The 18,688-nt window shown below is 33.4% G+C and carries 14 protein-coding genes and 1 riboswitch; of the genes, 11 read left to right on the top strand and 3 right to left on the bottom strand.

The features are described from left to right. Positions 1-10: 10 nt before the first annotated feature. Entirely contained in the window at positions 11-1,777 is a 1,767-nt protein-coding gene (locus tag APR43_RS07955; protein WP_053470084.1) for a DUF4153 domain-containing protein, read from the bottom strand. Between the two features lie 139 nt (positions 1,778-1,916). After that, positions 1,917-3,167, bottom strand: a complete 1,251-nt coding sequence (gene metK, locus APR43_RS07950) for a methionine adenosyltransferase (protein WP_053470085.1) — start codon at positions 3,165-3,167, stop codon at positions 1,917-1,919. A gap of 532 nt (positions 3,168-3,699) precedes the next feature. Between metK and APR43_RS07945 the strand changes: the two genes are divergently transcribed. The 11 genes from APR43_RS07945 (at position 3,700) to APR43_RS07895 (ending at position 17,777) form a co-directional block, all read left to right on the top strand. Then, positions 3,700-6,546 (top strand): TonB-dependent receptor plug domain-containing protein, encoded by a 2,847-nt coding sequence (locus tag APR43_RS07945; protein ID WP_053470086.1) that lies wholly within the window; start codon positions 3,700-3,702, stop codon positions 6,544-6,546. Positions 6,547-7,142: 596 nt separating this feature from the next. Then, positions 7,143-7,331: a hypothetical protein gene (locus APR43_RS07940; RefSeq protein WP_053470087.1), complete on the top strand. Its 189-nt coding sequence runs from the start codon at positions 7,143-7,145 to the stop codon at positions 7,329-7,331. A 91-nt stretch (positions 7,332-7,422) separates the two neighbouring features. After that, positions 7,423-8,727: an O-acetylhomoserine aminocarboxypropyltransferase/cysteine synthase family protein gene (locus APR43_RS07935; protein ID WP_053470088.1), complete on the top strand. Its 1,305-nt coding sequence runs from the start codon at positions 7,423-7,425 to the stop codon at positions 8,725-8,727. A gap of 262 nt (positions 8,728-8,989) precedes the next feature. Further along, positions 8,990-10,078: an aspartate kinase gene (locus APR43_RS07930; RefSeq protein WP_053470089.1), complete on the top strand. Its 1,089-nt coding sequence runs from the start codon at positions 8,990-8,992 to the stop codon at positions 10,076-10,078. Positions 10,079-10,623: 545 nt separating this feature from the next. Then, a complete protein-coding gene (locus tag APR43_RS07925) occupies positions 10,624-10,824 on the top strand; it encodes a hypothetical protein (protein WP_053470090.1) in 201 nt (66 codons plus the stop codon). Between the two features lie 189 nt (positions 10,825-11,013). Further along, a riboswitch (SAM riboswitch) is annotated at positions 11,014-11,122 on the top strand. A gap of 78 nt (positions 11,123-11,200) precedes the next feature. Then, the gene (locus APR43_RS07920; RefSeq protein ID WP_240514938.1) at positions 11,201-12,184 is read left to right on the top strand and encodes an alpha/beta fold hydrolase; all 984 of its coding nucleotides are present in this window, start codon (positions 11,201-11,203) and stop codon (positions 12,182-12,184) included. Between the two features lies 1 nt (position 12,185). Continuing rightward, a complete protein-coding gene (gene thrA / locus APR43_RS07915; protein WP_053470092.1) occupies positions 12,186-14,600 on the top strand; it encodes a bifunctional aspartate kinase/homoserine dehydrogenase I in 2,415 nt (804 codons plus the stop codon). Positions 14,601-14,800: 200 nt separating this feature from the next. After that, positions 14,801-15,229 (top strand): OsmC family protein, encoded by a 429-nt coding sequence (locus tag APR43_RS07910; protein WP_053470093.1) that lies wholly within the window; start codon positions 14,801-14,803, stop codon positions 15,227-15,229. Positions 15,230-15,360: 131 nt separating this feature from the next. Further along, positions 15,361-16,533 (top strand): trans-sulfuration enzyme family protein, encoded by a 1,173-nt coding sequence (locus APR43_RS07905; protein WP_053470094.1) that lies wholly within the window; start codon positions 15,361-15,363, stop codon positions 16,531-16,533. A 198-nt stretch (positions 16,534-16,731) separates the two neighbouring features. Next, complete coding sequence (locus APR43_RS07900; RefSeq protein WP_053470095.1) at positions 16,732-17,232, top strand: RDD family protein; 501 nt, start codon at positions 16,732-16,734, stop codon at positions 17,230-17,232. Positions 17,233-17,366: 134 nt separating this feature from the next. Beyond that, a complete protein-coding gene (locus tag APR43_RS07895; RefSeq protein ID WP_012023576.1) occupies positions 17,367-17,777 on the top strand; it encodes an RrF2 family transcriptional regulator in 411 nt (136 codons plus the stop codon). A gap of 117 nt (positions 17,778-17,894) precedes the next feature. On the opposite strand, the gene APR43_RS07890 is transcribed toward APR43_RS07895, so the two are convergent. Further along, a complete protein-coding gene (locus tag APR43_RS07890; RefSeq protein ID WP_053470096.1) occupies positions 17,895-18,677 on the bottom strand; it encodes a sulfite exporter TauE/SafE family protein in 783 nt (260 codons plus the stop codon). Positions 18,678-18,688: the final 11 nt, after the last annotated feature.

Here is an 18,688-nt window from a genome sequence, read left to right as displayed (position 1 = left end):
TTCTTTTTTTTTATTTTTTAATACCTACCATTACTTTGATCTGATAATTTTCAGGAATTTTTTTGTTGTTTTCAACACCCCCACTTGCACTCAAATAAGTTAGTAAAATAGTGTATTTTGAATTCTCAATTCGCTGCTCAATTTTTTTGTCTGAGTTATTGTTAGTAAAGCCAGAAGATGAATTGATGAAATCATTTATTTTCAGCGGAATAATATCTTGATTGATTATTAAATCCTGACCATAATCCCTAGCTTTTGATTTAATAGAATAAATAGTCTTATCAATAGTTAAACAGCTTTTGCACTCGTATGGACTGTTTTTGTATAAAACGATTATGAAATCATAACCATGTATATCTACTATTTCATCAGTATCTTCATAGAAATAATAATTAAAAATATCGTCAGCATCATTTTTTCGATCATATATGGATCGGTACTCATAACCTAAACTTTCCATAATCTTATATGATCCGGGATCTTTGTCTTTTTTATATAACGCATATAATTTCTTATCTGCATACGGAAGCATGTCTTCAAGAGTATAATTTCTATCTAAAAAATCAACGATACTGCTTAATTCCTTTTCTTGTTCAAAAGTCAATTTTTTGTTTTCAGCTTTTTGCAGATAACTTTCAAACCGTGATAATTGACTGTATTTTGAAACAGAATTAGCACTTTGCGGACCCACAATAGAAAGCAATCCTGCCAGACACATACTTATAGGAATGAATTTTATTTTTGGATGTTTTGAGATTAGAAAATAACCTACAACAATCGTAAGCCAAATTGATAATAAGAAAACATAATAACGTTCGTGTGTAAATCCGTAAAGATTGATTCGGTATAAAATAGCCCAAAACAATAATGCCAATAGCGGAATTAATAAAAAATAAAACCAGCGATTAAAAGTTCGCATCCATAAATTGCCATTTTCATTTGCAATAGGATGAACCAGTAAAAAAGAAAGGATTCCGACAATTGCAAATGCTAAAACGAGATAAGAAACCCAGCCAACAGGTAATGAAAGCGTGATAAGGATTTTGGCCTCATAGCAAATCAAAATCACCAAATAAATACTTATTAAAGGTAATAATACAAACTGAGTGAAATTTTTAAGTCCTTTAGGATAACTTAAAAGAAGTGGATATTCTTTACTATTAGTTTCAGGAACGCCACTTAAAAAGAAAATGGTATTAAAAATTCCAGCAATAGTAAAAAATAGATATCCATAGATTTTATCATCTAATTTCACTTTAAATAATTTATCTACAGCTAAAATGGCTAAAGCTAAGCCTGTATAAAGAACAATACTGTACAAGCCAGAAGTTAATATGCGTAAAAAAAGCTGTTTGTTAAACTCCCAAAACTCTTCCTGATTATAAGTTCTTGGTAAAAAACCTGCAAAAGAAACCAATAAATGTAAAGCTAGGCTGAATACAAAAAACTGCTGCGCTTCAACCTCTGAGATTCTTTCTCCAAAATTAAATACAAAAGCAACTAATGGTACACTAAACAATAAACTAACTACAAACCGGATTATACCGTTTTTGTGTTTTGCAGCAAAAAACAAACTTGCAGAAACAAACCATACCAGACATAATGAGCAGCTCATAATGGCTTTTATGTAGAATTCATCATCATATACACGATCTTGCCTAATAAATAAAATAGCGAAAACAGTACCTAAAATTGCGGTTATAGTTTCTAAAGGAAATCTCAGAACAGTTTTTAATGTGGCATTCAGAACATTTTGTAACGAAGGAAGTTTACTCATTTTTTGGTCAGTTATTTTGTACTAAGAAAAGCAAATGCCATCAAATAACCAAATAAAAACCCCGAACTCTAAACGAATAGAATTCGGGGTAATATATATATAAGTAAGATTAAAAAATATTAATCGTATCAGCTATGAATTATAGTCCAAAAGCAGTTTTTACTTGGTCAACAAAATCAAGTTTCTCCCATGTAAACAATTCAACAGTAACTGTTTTTTCGTTTCCACCTGGAGCAGAAAAAGTTTTAGTAACCGTTTCTGGTTTACGTCCCATGTGTCCGTAAGCAGCAGTTTCACTGTAAATTGGGTTTCTTAATTTTAATCTTTGCTCGATAAAGTAAGGACGCATATCAAAAATAGCTTCTACTTTTTTAGCGATTTCACCGTTAGTTAAATTTACTTTAGAAGTTCCGTAAGTTTCAATGAAAATTCCCATTGGCTGAGCAACTCCAATAGCATAAGAAACCTGAACTAAGATTTCGTCAGCAACACCTGCAGCAACTAAGTTTTTAGCGATATGACGAGTTGCATAAGCAGCACTTCTGTCTACTTTACTTGGATCTTTTCCAGAGAATGCACCACCACCGTGAGCACCTTTTCCACCGTAAGTATCAACAATGATTTTTCTTCCTGTTAAACCAGTATCTCCGTGAGGTCCTCCAATAACGAATTTTCCTGTTGGGTTAATATGGTAGTTGATTTTATCGTTGAATAAATGCGCGTGAGTTGGGTTTTTAGCGATAATTCTAGGAATAAGAATTTCGATAATATCTTTTTTGATTTTAGCAAGCATTGCAGCTTCTTCATCAAAATCATCATGCTGCGTTGAAATAACAATCGCATCAATACGAGTTGGTTTGTTATCGTCGCTGTATTCTAAAGTTACCTGAGATTTAGCATCTGGACGTAAATACGTGATTTCTTTATTTTCACGTCTTAAAATCGCTAACTCTTGTAATAATTTATGAGATAAATCAAGAGCTAGAGGCATATAGTTTTCAGTTTCATTTGTAGCGTACCCAAACATCATTCCCTGATCACCTGCACCTTGCTCTTCTGGCTTAGCTCTGTCAACACCTTGGTTAATGTCTGCAGACTGCTCGTGAATTGCTGAAAGAATTCCACAAGAATTTGCTTCAAACATATATTCACTTTTAGTATATCCAATTTTACGGATTACCTCACGTGCAATTTGTTGTACATCAAGATAAGTATTTGATTTTACTTCACCTGCTAAAATAACCTGACCTGTAGTAACTAATGTCTCGCAAGCTACTTTTGAGTCAGCATCAAATGCCAGAAAGTTATCAATTAAAGCATCCGAAATTTGATCTGCAACTTTGTCTGGATGCCCTTCACTAACAGATTCTGACGTAAATAAATAAGCCATAATAATTTATTAAATTAACATTAAGCGAGGAAAAGTAATTGCTGAAAGTGCTAAAGGAGAATTCCTGCTTTAGCATTTTTTACTACCAAAATCTTAGTTTCGGCATCCATAACGAATCATTTCATTATGAAGAGGTTGCAATCAGTTCAAATTTTTCCTCTGTATTCGCGTGCAAAGGTATAAAACCATTTTGATTTGCAAATTAAAGTTCAACTTTTTTTATTTTTTATAGCAGAAATTTAACAGTAATATACTAATTTGATAGGGTAATAGAAAATATTTTTGTTTTTGTTTGGTCAGTTAAAAAATAGTTCGCACATTTGCCTCGTTAAAATAACAGAACAAAATGAAATTTACAATTTGCAATATGATGTCTTGTAAGATGCCGGAGCTTTCCGCAGAGACTCTATTGTAGTTTATTTTCAACAACATATATAGAACCTCTGCCAGCCGCAGAGGTTTTTTTTGTTCCAAAATTAAACTTGTAAGAATTTTTTTTAAGCCAAAAACACAAATTAATCAGTAAAAAGAAATGAAAAAAAATGTACTAATCGTTTTAGGTCTTTTGACATTTTCAGGCCTGTATGCTCAGGATAATAAAACTGAGCAGGATACTTTAAAGAATAATGAACTGTCAGAAGTTACCGTAATTGGAACTCGTAATAAAAATAGAGTAAAAACAGATGTACCGGTTCCGGTTGATGTTTTTAATATTTCTGAAATAACAAAAGGAGCACCGCAAACCAGCGTAACCCAGATTTTAAATTATGTTGCGCCATCGTTTACCAGTAATGCAACATCAACTGCCGATGCAACAGACCACGTTGATCCGGCACAATTAAGAGGTTTAGGCCCAGATCAGGTTTTAATTTTAGTAAACGGAAAACGAAGACATACCAGTGCCTTAGTAAACATAAACGGATCTCCGGGAAGAGGATCTGTAGGAACAGATTTAAATGCGATTCCATCTTTCGCCATCGAAAGAATCGAGGTTTTAAGAGACGGAGCCGCTGCACAATACGGTTCTGATGCCATTGCGGGAGTAATTAATATTGTATTGAAAAAGAATGCCAAATATCTTTCGGGAGGAATTCAATACGGAACTAATTTATCATCTGGATCTAACAATTTTAAAGGCGGAGCCGATGGTCAAACCGTTCAAGTCGATTTAAACTACGGAACATCATTAGGTAAACCGGGAAGTTTTTTAAATGTTACCGGAACAGCTGTAACAAGACAAGCAACAAGCCGTGCAGGAATTAGAAACAACGGAATTTTTAATGCCTATAATGCTGTAGAAAACAGAGCAGCGCAAAACGGAGTTCAGATCAATTCGCTTTTCAGCAATATCAATACGACTCCAAATTCAGCACAAATTATAAGTTCAATACAGCAATACGCACCGCAGGTAAGTTATTTTACGCCGGCACAGCAAACCGCTATTTCATCTGCAACAACAATAACACAATTGCAGACAGCACTTAATTTTGATGTAACTAATAATGAGTTAGCCTACAGAGGACAAGAAAGAGCAGACTATAATATGAGTGTGGGTCAGTCAGAACTGGCTTCTGGACAAGCGTATTATAATGCAAAATATCCTTTAACAGAAACAACTTCATTGTATTCATTTGGTGGAGTATCGTATAGAGATGGAAAATCTTATGCTTTTAACAGACTCCCAAATGGTTCAGGAACTTTCACGCAAGTCTATGAAAATGGATTTTTACCGGAAATCGAATCTGGAATTTTAGATGCTTCTGCAGCGCTTGGAGTAAATACTCAATTATTTGGTTTTGATACAGATTTGAGTTCAAACCTGGGGACAAACTCTTTTAAATATGATGTAAACAATACAATCAATGCAACTTTGGGCGTAAATTCTCCTTCTAGTTTTGATGCCGGTAAAGTTTCATTTTTACAAAGCACAACCAATTTAGATTTCAGTAGAAAATTTGATTTTCTTGCAGGTTTAAACGTTGCTTTTGGTGGAGAATTTAGATATGAAAATTACCAAATTAAACAAGGAGAAGAAGCTTCATACGGATTATATGATGTAAACGGAGCTTTAGTTTCTGGAGTTTTGCCAACTACTTCACCTTTAATTGTGACTGATTTCTTTGGAAACAAACGTGGAGCGGGAGCACAGGGATTTTCAGGATTTCAGCCTTCGGATGCTAAAGAAAGAGACAGACGAAGCGGCGCAGCTTATATTGATTTAGAATTAAATGCAGCCGAAAACTGGCTGTTAAACGGAGCTGCACGTTATGAAAACTATTCAGATTTTGGAAGTACCGTTACTTTTAAACTGGCTTCTCTTTTAAAACTAAACGATAATATCAACTGGAGAATTTCTGGACAAACAGGTTTTAGAGCGCCATCTTTACAGCAAAAATACTTTGAAGCAAGTTCAACTCAGTTCATTAACGGATCTCCATATCAGGTTGGATATTTTACAAATGATTCTCAGGCAGCAAAAAGTATTGGTGTAGAAAATTTAAAACCAGAGAAATCAAAAAGTATCAGCACAGGATTTACATTTAAAATTCCGGAAGCTAATATTACAATCGCAACCGATGCTTATTTTACAAGAATCAACGACAGAATTGTTTTGTCTGGACAATATGCAAGACCAACAGATGCGCAGATAAATGCTGCTACATCACAAACACAAAAAGATGCCTTGACATTGTTTCAACAAGCATTTGATTTGAAAGGTGTAGAAAGAGCTTCGTTCTGGACAAACGGAATCGACTCTGAAACCAAAGGAATTGATGTTGTAATTTCTCAAAAATACGATGTAATTCAGGATTTTGTAATCAGAAATGATTTTGCGTTAAGTTATAATGAAACAAAAAGAGTAGGAGATTTACATATTCCGCAATCAATTGTAAATGCAGGAGGAGATCCTTATATATATTCCTTTTTTCCGGAGTCAAGCCGAGTGTATTTAGAAGAAGCAATTCCGAAATTGAAAGCGAACCTAACAACAACTTTCAGCATTAAAAAACTGGATATTTATTTAAGAAACAGTTATTTCGGAAAAGTAACAGATCCGGGAGCGACAGATGTTAATTTAGATGGATTTGCTTCTGTATATGAACATCCGGAATACAGCGCAAAACTGGTTACCGATTTATCTTTCGGATACCAAATCAACGAACATTTTAGAGCAACTGTTGGTTTTAATAATATAGGAGACGTTTATCCGGACAGAAATAATCCGTCAACTCCGGCTTTTACCAATACAACTCCAACTTTATCTCCGGCGCCAAGTACAGACTTGACAAATGCAAATCAGTTTGCGTATTCAAGAGCCGTATCTCAATTTGGATTAAACGGAAGATTTGGATTTGCTCGTTTGAGCTTTAAATTCTAAAAATATAGGCCACAGATTTTACGGATTAAATGGATTGACACTGATTTTTTTGAATCAATGTGATTTTTATCCTGATGGTTATCGGGATTGAACTTAAATTATAAAAAAATAGGTCACAGATTTTAGGATTAAACGAATTAGCACTGATTTTTAAAATCAATGTAATCTTTTTAATCTGTGGCTAACCTTTTTCAATCATGTAAATGGTTTTTATATTACATTAAGTATAAAATGAAACCCGTGTCAATCCGTTTAATCCGTAAAATCTGTGGTCAATTTTTTAAAGAGGAAGCCTTTATTTACGCGAGCTAAAAAAATTTAACGTTAAATATCAAAATTTTATTTGGCAGTTAAATAAATAAATATTACATTTACTCTATCGAATTAGTCGAGTTTAAAAAAGAATTAAATTTTAAATTAAAATGAAAACAATAGCAAGAAATAATATGATGTGTTGTAGTATGATGCAAATGTGCATCCAACCTTGCTGTTGCCAAAAGTAAAAAGATAAAATCTTTGTTATAGTTAAACTATAAGCCCTTTTGGTCGCCATCCGAAAGGGCTTTTTTCATTTCCACACTTAAAATTTTAAAATCATGAAAACACTAAATTCAATCGCCATAGAGTATTTATTGAGAAACGATTCTCAAACAAATAACAATAGATCAGAAGAGATAACAAAAGAAGTTGTCAGAATAAAAACAGAACAAGATAGAAAAAGTCAAAAATCATTACTGTTTCAAATGTATGATCTTGAACTAGAAGGAGAACTTCCTTTTGCATAAATCAATTCACAATTTCAATTTTAAAAATCAATTTCAAAGTCAAATACCACTTTATATATAGTATTAACAATATTTAAAAAACTAAGAAATCATGAGTACACAAAAATTTGCAACAAACGCATTACACGCAGGACATGATGTAACTAAAAATTCAGGAACAAGAGCAGTGCCAATTTACCAAACATCATCATACGTATTTAATAGCGCAGATCATGCCGCTAATTTATTTGGTCTTGCCGAAGCCGGATTTATCTACACCAGATTAAATAATCCAACAAATGATGTTTTGGAACAGCGCCTGGCAGCTCTTGAAGGCGGAATTGGAGCTGTAGTTACAGCCTCTGGAGCATCGGCAATTTCAACGACTTTTTTGACTTTGCTTAGAACAGGCGATCATATCGTAGCTTCAAACAGTTTATACGGCGGAACGTACAATTTATTGAGTGTAACATTACCGCGTTTAGGAATTACAACCACTTTTGTAGATCCTTCAAACCCTGAAAACTTCACTAAAGCAGCAAAAGAAAATACCAGAGCATTCTTTGTAGAATCACTGGGAAATCCAAAACTGGATGTATTAGATTTAAAAGGAATTTCGGCGGAAGCCAAAGCATTCAAAGTGCCATTTATAGTAGATAATACAGTTGCGACACCTTATTTATTAAACCCAATTAAATATGGTGCCGATATTGTAATTCACTCCTTAACAAAATATATTGCCGGAAACGGAACTTCATTAGGTGGCGCAATTATCGACGCCGGAACTTTTGACTGGTCTAACGGAAAATTCCCTGAATTTACAGAACCTTCTGCAGGATATCACGGATTAGTATATCACGAAGCTTTAGGAAATGCAGCCTTTATTGCAAAAGCAAGAATCGAAGGACTGCGTGATTTTGGAGCAGCTTTAAGTCCATTTAATGCTTTCCAGATTATTCAGGGATTAGAAACCTTACCAATCCGAATTAAAAAACACAGCGAAAATGCTTTGGTTCTGGCCGAATGGTTAGAGAAACAAGATGAGGTAGTTTGGGTAAATTACCCAGGTTTGAAATCAAGTAAATATTATGATTTAGCAAAACAATATCTTCCTGAAGGACAAAGCGGCGTGATCACTTTTGGACTAAAAGGAGGTTTTGATGCGGCTAAAAAAGTGGTAGACGAAACAAAATTGTTCTCACTTCTGGCTAATATTGGTGATACAAAATCGCTGATTATCCACCCGGCGAGCACTACGCATCAGCAATTGTCAGAAGAAGAGCAATTGGCTACTGGAGTTTCAAAAGATTTAGTCCGACTTTCTGTTGGAATAGAAGATGTAGAGGATTTAATTGCCGACTTACAATCGGTTTTTGAAAACGTAACCCAGTCGCAGTATAGTATCAATAAAAATTAGGTTTTTTTGTTTTTTGTTTGAAAAATTGCCTTTAGCAGCGTGAGTTCTGCTAGAGGTGATTTTTTATGAAAAAAGAAATCAAGATAAAAGTTTCACCATATAAGTAATATAAGTTCATTTTAGTAGAGACGCACCATTGTAGAGACGCACAGCAGTGCGTCTATTATTGTGACGTCTAAAATTATAAACGTTGATAAATTAAATGAACTTATATTACTTATATGGTTTACTAATTACAGATATGTTTTAAAAAATTAAAATTATGTCAAAGCTTAAAATAAATATTATCCTTTTTGGGATTGGAAATATAGGAAGTACATTAATCAATCAGATTATCGAAAGTCAGGAGTTTTTTCTGCAAAGTAAAAACGTCGATTTTCATTTTCCCATAATTACCAATTCTACCGTTGCCTTTTTCGAGAAAGAAGGCGTAGGATATGCGTGGGAAACCAATTTTAGAGAATTGGCCGTTCCTTTTAGAGTGCAGGATATTATCGAATTTGCAAAAGAAAACGAATTCGAAAATCTAATCGCTGTCGATGCAACCGCAAGTGATGAACTTATTGGTCATTATAATACGTTGATCGAAAACGGATTTAATATTGTTGCTGTCAATAAAAAAGCAAATACTCTCCCAATTGATCTTTATAAGCAACTTAGAGAAAATCTTAAAAAGTACGACAAAGAGTTTTTATATGAAACCTCAGTCGATACCGGTTTTCCCGTTTTGCAGACTTTAAGGGATTTATATTTCTCCGGAGAAAAAATCACAAAGATAAGAGGCGTATTTTCAGATAATCTGAGTTATGTCTTTAATCGTTTTTCTGCCGAAGAAAATACTTTTTCCTCTGTTTTAAAAGATGCAAGCCTTCTCGGATTAATGCGATCTACTTTTAAAGAAGATTTATCCGGAAATGACACCGCCAGAAAATTGTTGATTTTAACTCGTGAAATTGGTAAAGAATTCGAACTCTCTGATATTAAAATCAATCCGCTTATTGGAGAAGAACATTTGGAGAAAAACGGAATCCTTAATAAAGATGCCATTGACCGATCGTTTAAAATTGCCAAAATAACCCAAAAAGACAATCATGTTTTAAGATATATAGGAGAATTTGATGTCGAGAAAAATACATTAGAAGTAAAATTAGTATCAGAACCTGTAACTTCAGCAATAGGACAATTAAAAGGTTCCGATTCTATTTTTGAAATTTATACCCAATCTTATGCCAGTACACCCATTGTACTTCAAAGTGCGTCGCCGTGCAAACAGGCCATTTCAAGAGGTTTAATTACAGATATTTTAAAAGTAGCTGAAAAGATTAAAAATAAGGAAGCAGTCTGGCTATAAGTGGTTATAATATTAGTAGTTCTTTGACAGATTGAAACTAAAAGTAAGTTATTTTTTGTAAGATTATACTTCTTTTGATTCAAATTGTAATTTTGTAGGATGTTTTTTAACGATAAAAAGCTGTTTTTTAACGTTTTTTAAGAAAAAATAGGGTTTTATAACTTGGAATATTGAAAAAATATTCGCACATTTGTAAGACAAGTAAGAACTGTTAAAAACAGCTGATTAATTGTTAAAATAAATATAGCTTTTGAGATCCTAATCACATCTAAAAAAAGCTTTTAAAAGAAAAAAGTAAATGCAAGATTTTTTTAAAATAACTGTCAAATCGCAAATGAATAAGTCCCTACAGATGAACATGATGTTTAATGTCGCACGTATTTGTGTACGCGTCTGTTGATACTAAAAGTATATATAAGTTCTATAAAAACTTAAACCCTTTTGGTATTAAAATCCAAAAGGGTTTTTTTATTCCATTTGGCAGACATAACAAAGAATTAAAGGAAATATAAAGATTAAAAAATAACTAACTTAAACTTAATAATATGAGCGCAATAACTTACTTAAGAAAAAAACTTACAGGGTACAGAAGTGCAAAAGCTGAAAGAAACAATCCGCCGCCTGTTAACGAATTAATCCACCCAAGTTTCGGTGTAACTGAAACAGATAAAAAAGCGGAGAAAAAAGTACCAAATTCATTATTGTTTTTGATGTACTCAAAAGAAAATGAAACCCTTTTCATCTAACTTGAAAAGCAGCCATAAAATAGGTTAAAACCTGCATGACTTTACTGGGCATAATGTTCGGTAATTTTGTGCGTACAAAAGTTTCTGATTGAATTATGTTTAAGAAATTGAGCAATCAGTTTCATTAAAATTTGTTAGTTTAAGAAATTAGTAGTTAATTTGCACCGTTAAGTTCAAAAACGTATTGAAATGTTATAAAGAAAGGAGGAGGGATTAGACCCGATGAATCCTTAGCAACCCTTCGTTAATTCGAAGAAGGTGCTGCATTCTACCACGCCCAAACGTGGAAAGATAACAACAAGAATTTTTCTAGTTTCAACTCTAGACTTTCTTTCTAATATTTCCACATACAAATCAATAATAAATAGATTTGAAATTGGAAAATATACCAAGTCCCATTATAATTCAAGATTTCATCACCGAAAGTGGTGCGCTGTATCCGTCGTTACCGTTAAGTTTTACACTTTCCGGCAAACCGCTGTATACTGCCCCAATTGTTTTGGTAAATCACGCCTTAACCGGAAACGCTCACGTTACCGGAGAAAACGGCTGGTGGAATGATTTAATAGGCGAAGCAAAAACTATCGATACCAATCAATATACTGTTTTGGCGTTTAATGTTCCCGGAAACGGAAACGATTCGTTTATAATCGAAAACTATCAGGATTTTACAACCAGAGATATTGCCAGAATCTTTATCAAAGGATTAAAAGCTTTAAATATTGAGCAGGTATTTGCCATAATTGGCGGTTCTGTTGGCGGTGGAATTGCCTGGGAAATCCTGGCTTTGGAACCCAACATTACAGAACATTTAATCCCAATTGCAACTGACTGGAAATCGACCGACTGGATGATTGCAAACTGCTTTCTGCAAGAACAAATTCTGAACAATTCTTCAAAACCAATTGAAGATGCCAGAATTCATGCGATGTTGTGTTACCGATCTCCTGAATCATTCAAAGAAAAATTCCAACGAACCATCAATCAGGATCTTTTGATTTTTAATATCGAGAGCTGGCTGGCGCATCACGGAAAAAAACTACAGCAGCGCTATCAATTAGCATCATATAAATTGATGAACCAGCTGCTTAAAACCATAGATATTACCCGAAATAGCGAGGATTTCGAAACGCTAATATCCAAATCTAACGCTGCGATTCATATCGTAGCCATCAATTCAGATTTGTTTTTTACACCAAAAGAAAATCTGGAAACTTACAATGAATTAAAGAAATTTAAAAACAATGTTTTTTACAGCGAAATTGATTCGGTTCACGGACATGACGCTTTTTTAATCGAGTACAAACAATTAGATCATTTACTTGCCGATATTTTTAAGGCAGAAACAATAGCAAAATAAAATGAAAATATTAAAATTTGGTGGTAAATCATTATCAAACGGAGAAGGACTTAATAAAGTAGTTTCAATCATTACGGATAAAGTAAATCAAGGAGAAAAAATTGCCGTGGTCGTTTCTGCGCGCGGAAACGCAACAGATGAATTAGAAGATATTTTAAGAATTGCTGCTAAAAACGGAAACTACAAACCACTTTTAGAAAGCTTTAAAGCATACCAAACTTCAGATTATCCGAAAGTTGATTTATCTGAAGAATTTAATATTTTAGATAAATTATTCGAAGGAGTAAGCTTAATTGGCGATTACAGCAACAAAATCAAAGATCAGATTTTGTCTAAAGGCGAATTGCTTTCGGCTAAATTATTAACTTCAATTTTAGTTGAAAAAGGAATTCCTGCTAATTTTGTTGATACAAGAGAATTGTTGAAAACAGATTCTAAATTTGGTGACGCTCAGCCTTTGGAACAACTTTCAAAGAAAAACGTTATCAATTATTTTAAACTTCATAACGGTGAAACAGTAAATATTGTTACAGGTTTCATTGGTTCAAACAACAACAACGACACTACAACTTTAGGAAGAAACGGAAGTAATTATACGGCTTCGTTAATCGCGAATTATTTGGATGCCGAAGAGCTTCAGAACTTTACGCATGTTGATGGAATCTACACAGCAAACCCGGATTTAGTTGCTGATGCTAAAAAAATCGAATATTTGTCGTTTAATGAAGCAAATGAGTTGGCAAATTTTGGCGCAACAATTCTGCATGCAAAAACGATAATTCCATTATTAGAAAAAAATATTCCGCTTCGTATTTTAAATACATTCAATCACGAAAATCACGGAACATTAATCACTTCAAATTCTCAAAAGGAAGGAATTAAAACACTTTCTGTTTTAGAAAACGTTTCACTTGTAAACCTTGAAGGACGCGGATTACTAGGAAAATCTGGCGTTGATGCCCGTATTTTTAAAGTAATGGGCGATCACAATATCAGTGTAAGCATCATTTCACAAGGTTCTTCAGAAAGAGGAATTGGATTGGTTGTGGCAAAAGAAAAAGCAACGCTTGCAATGGTGGAATTAGAAAAAGAGTTCGAAAACGACTTTTATTCTAAAGATGTAAACCAGATTACAGTAACAGATAATGTTTCGGTAATTTCGATTATCGGGCAGGATTTAAGTACGTTCCACAAACCATATACCGCATTAATCAAAAATAAAATAGTTCCAATTTTATTCAACAACACCGTTACAGGTAAAAACGTGAGTTTGGTTGTGAAGAAAGAAGAACTAAACAAAGCCTTAAACGTAATTCACGGAGAGATTTTTGGAGTTTCTAAAAAAATCAATATTGCTATTTTCGGTCACGGATTAGTAGGCGGAACTTTGATTAATCAAATTTTAGAATCGGCTTCTTCAATTGAAAAACGTAAAGATATTAAGCTGAATGTTTTTGCAATTGCGAATTCTAAAAAGCTTCTTTTAAATAAAAATGGTGTAACTTCAAGCTGGAAAAACGACATTGAAACTAAAGGCGAACCGTATACAATCAAAGATATTATCGCTTATGCAAATGAGTATCATTTAGAGAACTTAATTGCAATTGATAATACGGCAAGTGCATCATTCGTAGAAAATTATGTTCCGCTTGTAGAAAGCAGTTTCGACTTAATTTCTTCAAATAAAGTGGCGAATACTTTAACGTATGGTTTTTATAAAGAACTAAGAAAAGCTTTGGCAGAAAACCAAAAGAATTATTTATATGAAACCAATGTTGGAGCAGGATTACCATTAATTGATACAATTAAATTACTGCATCTTTCTGGTGAAAACATCACAAAAATTAAAGGAGTTTTCTCAGGAACGTTGAGTTATTTATTTAATAATTTCTCTGCAAAAGATGTTCCGTTTAGCGAAATTCTGAAAGAAGCAATTGATAACGGATATACAGAACCAGATCCGCGTGAGGATTTATGCGGAAATGATGTGGGAAGAAAATTATTGATTTTGGCAAGAGAATTAGATTTGCAAAATGAGTTTGAAGAAATCTCCATTCAAAACCTAATTCCGGAACATTTACGCGAAGGAAATGTTGCTGATTTCTTAACGAAATTAAAAGAATTCGACCCAATTTACGAGAAAATAAAAGCCGACCAAAAACCAAATCATGTATTAAGATACATTGGTGAATTGTCTGGTGATTTACAAAATGATAAAGGAAATCTAGAAGTAAAATTAGTTTCTGTTCCTTCAGATACTGCTCTTGGCGGATTAAAAGGTTCTGATTCTTTCTTTGAAATTTACACAGAATCTTACGGAGATCGTCCAATTGTTATTCAGGGAGCTGGTGCAGGCTCTGCGGTAACAGCAAGAGGAGTTTTTGGAGATATTTTGAGATTATCTGATAAAGGGTAATTTGAATTTTAGATTGCAGATTTTAGAGTTTAGATTTAAGATTTGTTCGAATTGAGTTTAGTTTGTCATTTCGAGGAACGAGAAATCGCACACGAAACTCGACAACAAAATGCCACAATCTTTGTCAACAATCTGGTGCGATTTCTCGTTCCTCGAAATGACAAGATTGCGGAAAATTGAATTAAAAAAAGAAAAATAACATGAAAGTAACTTTGAACAGAGTAAATGACGCTTTTCATTTTAAACTTAAAAATGAACGCGGACATGTAGTTGATGTTGACAGCAGAGCTGAATTTGGAGGAAGCGATTTAGGCGCAAGTCCGATGGAGTTGGTATTAATGGGCGTTGCCGGATGCAGTGCAATTGATATGATTTCGATTTTGAAAAAGCAGCGTCAGGAAATCACTTCTTTTAACGCTGAGGTTGATGGAACACGCGTACAGATTGATGAAGCTAAACCTTTTAAAGAAATCGATGTGGTTTTTTATTTAGAAGGCGATATCAATCCAGAAAAAGCACAGCGTGCTGCACAGCTTTCTTTTGAGAAATACTGCTCAGTTGCCAAAACTGTAGAGCCAACAGCAACAATCAATTACAAAGTTGTTTTAAACAACGAAGAATTAAAATAATTAGAAAATTAGTCCATTAGAGAATTAGATAATTCTTTGGACTAACTATTAAATAATGAAAGATTATTTCTCGAAACTCTGTGATCACTTTGTGAAACTCTGCGAAATAACTCTTTTAAACAAACAACACAATGAACGAACAAGAATTTGGTTTTGAAACTAAAGCCATACGTACACATTTAGAAAAAACACAATTTCAGGAACATTCAACTCCTTTGTATTTATCATCAAGTTTTATATTTGAAGATGCAGAGGATATGAGAGCTTCTTTTACAGAAGAAAAAGTCCGCAATATTTACTCCCGTTTCAGCAATCCAAATACAACAGAATTTGTAGACAAAGTTTGTGCAATGGAAGGTGCCGAAGCTGGTTATGCTTTTGCTACCGGAATGGCTGCAATATACTCTACGTTTGCCGCATTGTTAGATTCTGGAGATCATATTGTTTCTGCAGGAAGCGTTTTTGGATCAACTCATGCATTGTTCATGACGTATTTTCCAAAATGGAAAATTGAAACTTCATATTTCGATATCAATAAACCGGAAACTATTGAAAGTTTCATCAAACCAAATACTAAAATTCTATACGCTGAAACACCAACAAATCCTGGTGTAGATGTAATTGATTTAGAATTGTTAGGTCAAATTGCGAAAAAGCATAATTTGATTTTAATAATTGACAACTGTTTTGCAACGCCATACATTCAGCAGCCAATTAAATATGGTGCTCATATCGTGGTTCATTCAGCAACAAAATTAATTGATGGACAAGGACGTGTTTTGGGTGGAATTGCTGTTGGAGATGCTGAATTAATTCGTAAAATATATTTGTTTTCAAGAAATACAGGACCGGCAATGTCGCCATTTAATGCATGGGTTTTGTCAAAAAGTTTAGAGACATTGGCTGTTCGTGTAGATAAGCATTGTGAAAATGCTTTAAAAGTGGCTGAATTTTTAGAAAGCCATCCAAACGTAAACAGTGTGAAATATCCATTTTTGAAATCACATCCAAAATATGAAATTGCAAAAAAACAAATGCTTTTAGGTGGTAATATTATTGCGATTGAAATTAAAGGCGGTCTTGAAGCAGGAAGAAAATTTTTGGACAAGATTAAATTATGCTCTCTTTCGGCAAATATTGGTGATGTAAAAACGATTGTAACACATCCTGCATCAACAACACACAGCAAATTATCTGAAGAAGATCAATTAGCTGTTGGAATCACACAAGGTCTGGTTCGTGTTTCTGTAGGTTTAGAAACAGTAGCAGATGTAATTGCTGATTTAAAGCAAGCGCTGGATTAAATAATTTTAGATTTCTGATTTAGTCCCGATAGCTATCGGGATAGATTTCCTAAACTGTATATAATGACGATTTTTGACTGTAAATTTATTACTGTTAAAAATCGTCATTCTTTTTTGATGGTTATTTGGGTAAAAAATATATTTTTGTTTTCGTTATAATTTAAATCTATAATAATCAATTTAATAAACAACCAAACCATGAGTAACTCTACTTACATTCTTGATGAAAAATTATTGGCATCCGGCGGAAGCCGATTTGTAAACTATATTTTAGATATAGTTGTAATCCTTGCTTTAATTTTTGTTATTTCTTTAATGATTGCTTTTTTAGGAAATTTTTTGGGCTGGAATGATCTATTGTACTGGCTTGGTAATTTGAGTGATTTTGAAGGACAGTTAGTTTTTATTGTTATTTCTGTTTTTTATTATTCATTATCAGAAGGTCTTTTTGGAAGATCACTTGGGAAATTTGTAACTGGAACTGTTGTAGTAGATGAAAATGGCGAAAAACCTTCTTTCGGAACGATTTTTAAGAGATCATTATGCCGACTAATTCCTTTTGAAGTTTTTTCTTTTTTAGGAAGCAGAGGCTGGCATGATTCAATTACTGATACTTATGTTGTCAATAAAAAAGATTTGGAGAAAGAAGTAAAACTATTCCACGAATTCAATTTGATAGGGAACACCGAACTAAATTGATAGAATAAGTAGAATATAAATCTCAATCTGTTATTTTTCTCATTTAAAAAGCCTATTTTTGTTGCAGAATAATATGAAGCTTGTAAATTTTAAAAATAATCTAAAATTTACAGTCTGAAATCTAAAATTTAAAGATGCTTTCAAAGAAAACAAAATACGGAATTAAAGCTTTAACCTATTTAGCCAGACGAGAAAATAACGAACCTGTACAAATAGCTGAAATTGCAAAAAGTGAACATATTTCGATAAAATTTCTGGAAAGTATTTTATTATTATTGAGAAATTCAGGGTTTCTTGGTGCAAAAAAAGGTAAAGGCGGCGGATATTATTTAATAAAAGATCCAAAAGATATCAGTATGGCCAAAGTATACCGAATTCTTGAAGGGCCAATTGCACTGCTTCCGTGTGCAAGTCATAATTTCTATGAAAAATGCGATGACTGCGATGATGAATCGACCTGTGCAGCACGACGTTTAATGACAGAAGTAAGAGATAATACACTTAAAATATTAGAAAGCAATTCGCTTGCAGATATTGCTTTTTAAATTTAAACCATATAAGTTATATAAGTTCATTTTAATAGAGACGCACAGCAGTGCGTCTACATTTAAACGATGATAAATTAAATGAACTTATATAACTTATATGGTGAAAAAAATATTTTAAAAGATTAGTTTATATCCTGCAAGAAAAAGCATTACGGCGATGGCATTTCTAAGGAATAAATCCGGTACTTTTCCGCTTAAACTACTTCCTATATAAATTCCGGGAAGAGATCCCAATAATAATTGTCCTAATAGCGCTAAATCTAAATTTCCCATAGAAGCGTGGCCAATTCCTGCAACTAAAGTCAACGGAACAGCGTGGGCAATTTCAGTTCCTACCAAACGAGGCGTTGGCAAAAGCGGATAAAGGAAAAACAAAGTTACCGTTCCTAAAGCGCCGGCTCCAATTGAAGTTAAGGTTACAGTAGCTCCCAGTAAAACTCCAATTCCTACAGTAAGCATATTTTGAGTATGACTTTCGCTGTGAAATTTATCTCCAGCATGTTTTTGAGAAAACTTTAAAATTCTGTTTTTAAATATAATAGCAATTGAGGTGAACAATAAAGCCCAGCCTAAACTGTATTTAATTACACGATTAATAGTTTCAATATCTGTTTTAATACTATTTAATATCCATAAAGTCACTAAGGCAGCAGGAACACTTCCTAATGTGAGCCAGCCGGTAATTTTCCAGTTTATATTTCCCTTTTTATTGTGTACAAATACACCACCGGCTTTAGTAAAAGCGGCATAAAGCAAATCTGTTCCCACTGCGGTTGTTGGCGGAATATTAAAAAATAATAAAATTGGAGTCATTAAAGAACCGCCTCCAACGCCGGTCAATCCTACAATAAAACCTACTACTAAACCTGCAATTACAAGACCTATTTGAAAATCCATACAAAAAATTT

Origin of the sequence: Flavobacterium sp. NLM, assembly GCF_002210235.1 — a bacterium.
GTDB classification, from domain to species: Bacteria; Bacteroidota; Bacteroidia; order Flavobacteriales; family Flavobacteriaceae; genus Flavobacterium; species Flavobacterium panici.
Note: the sequence above shows the minus strand (reverse complement) of the source record. Positions and strands in the feature narration are given on the sequence as shown.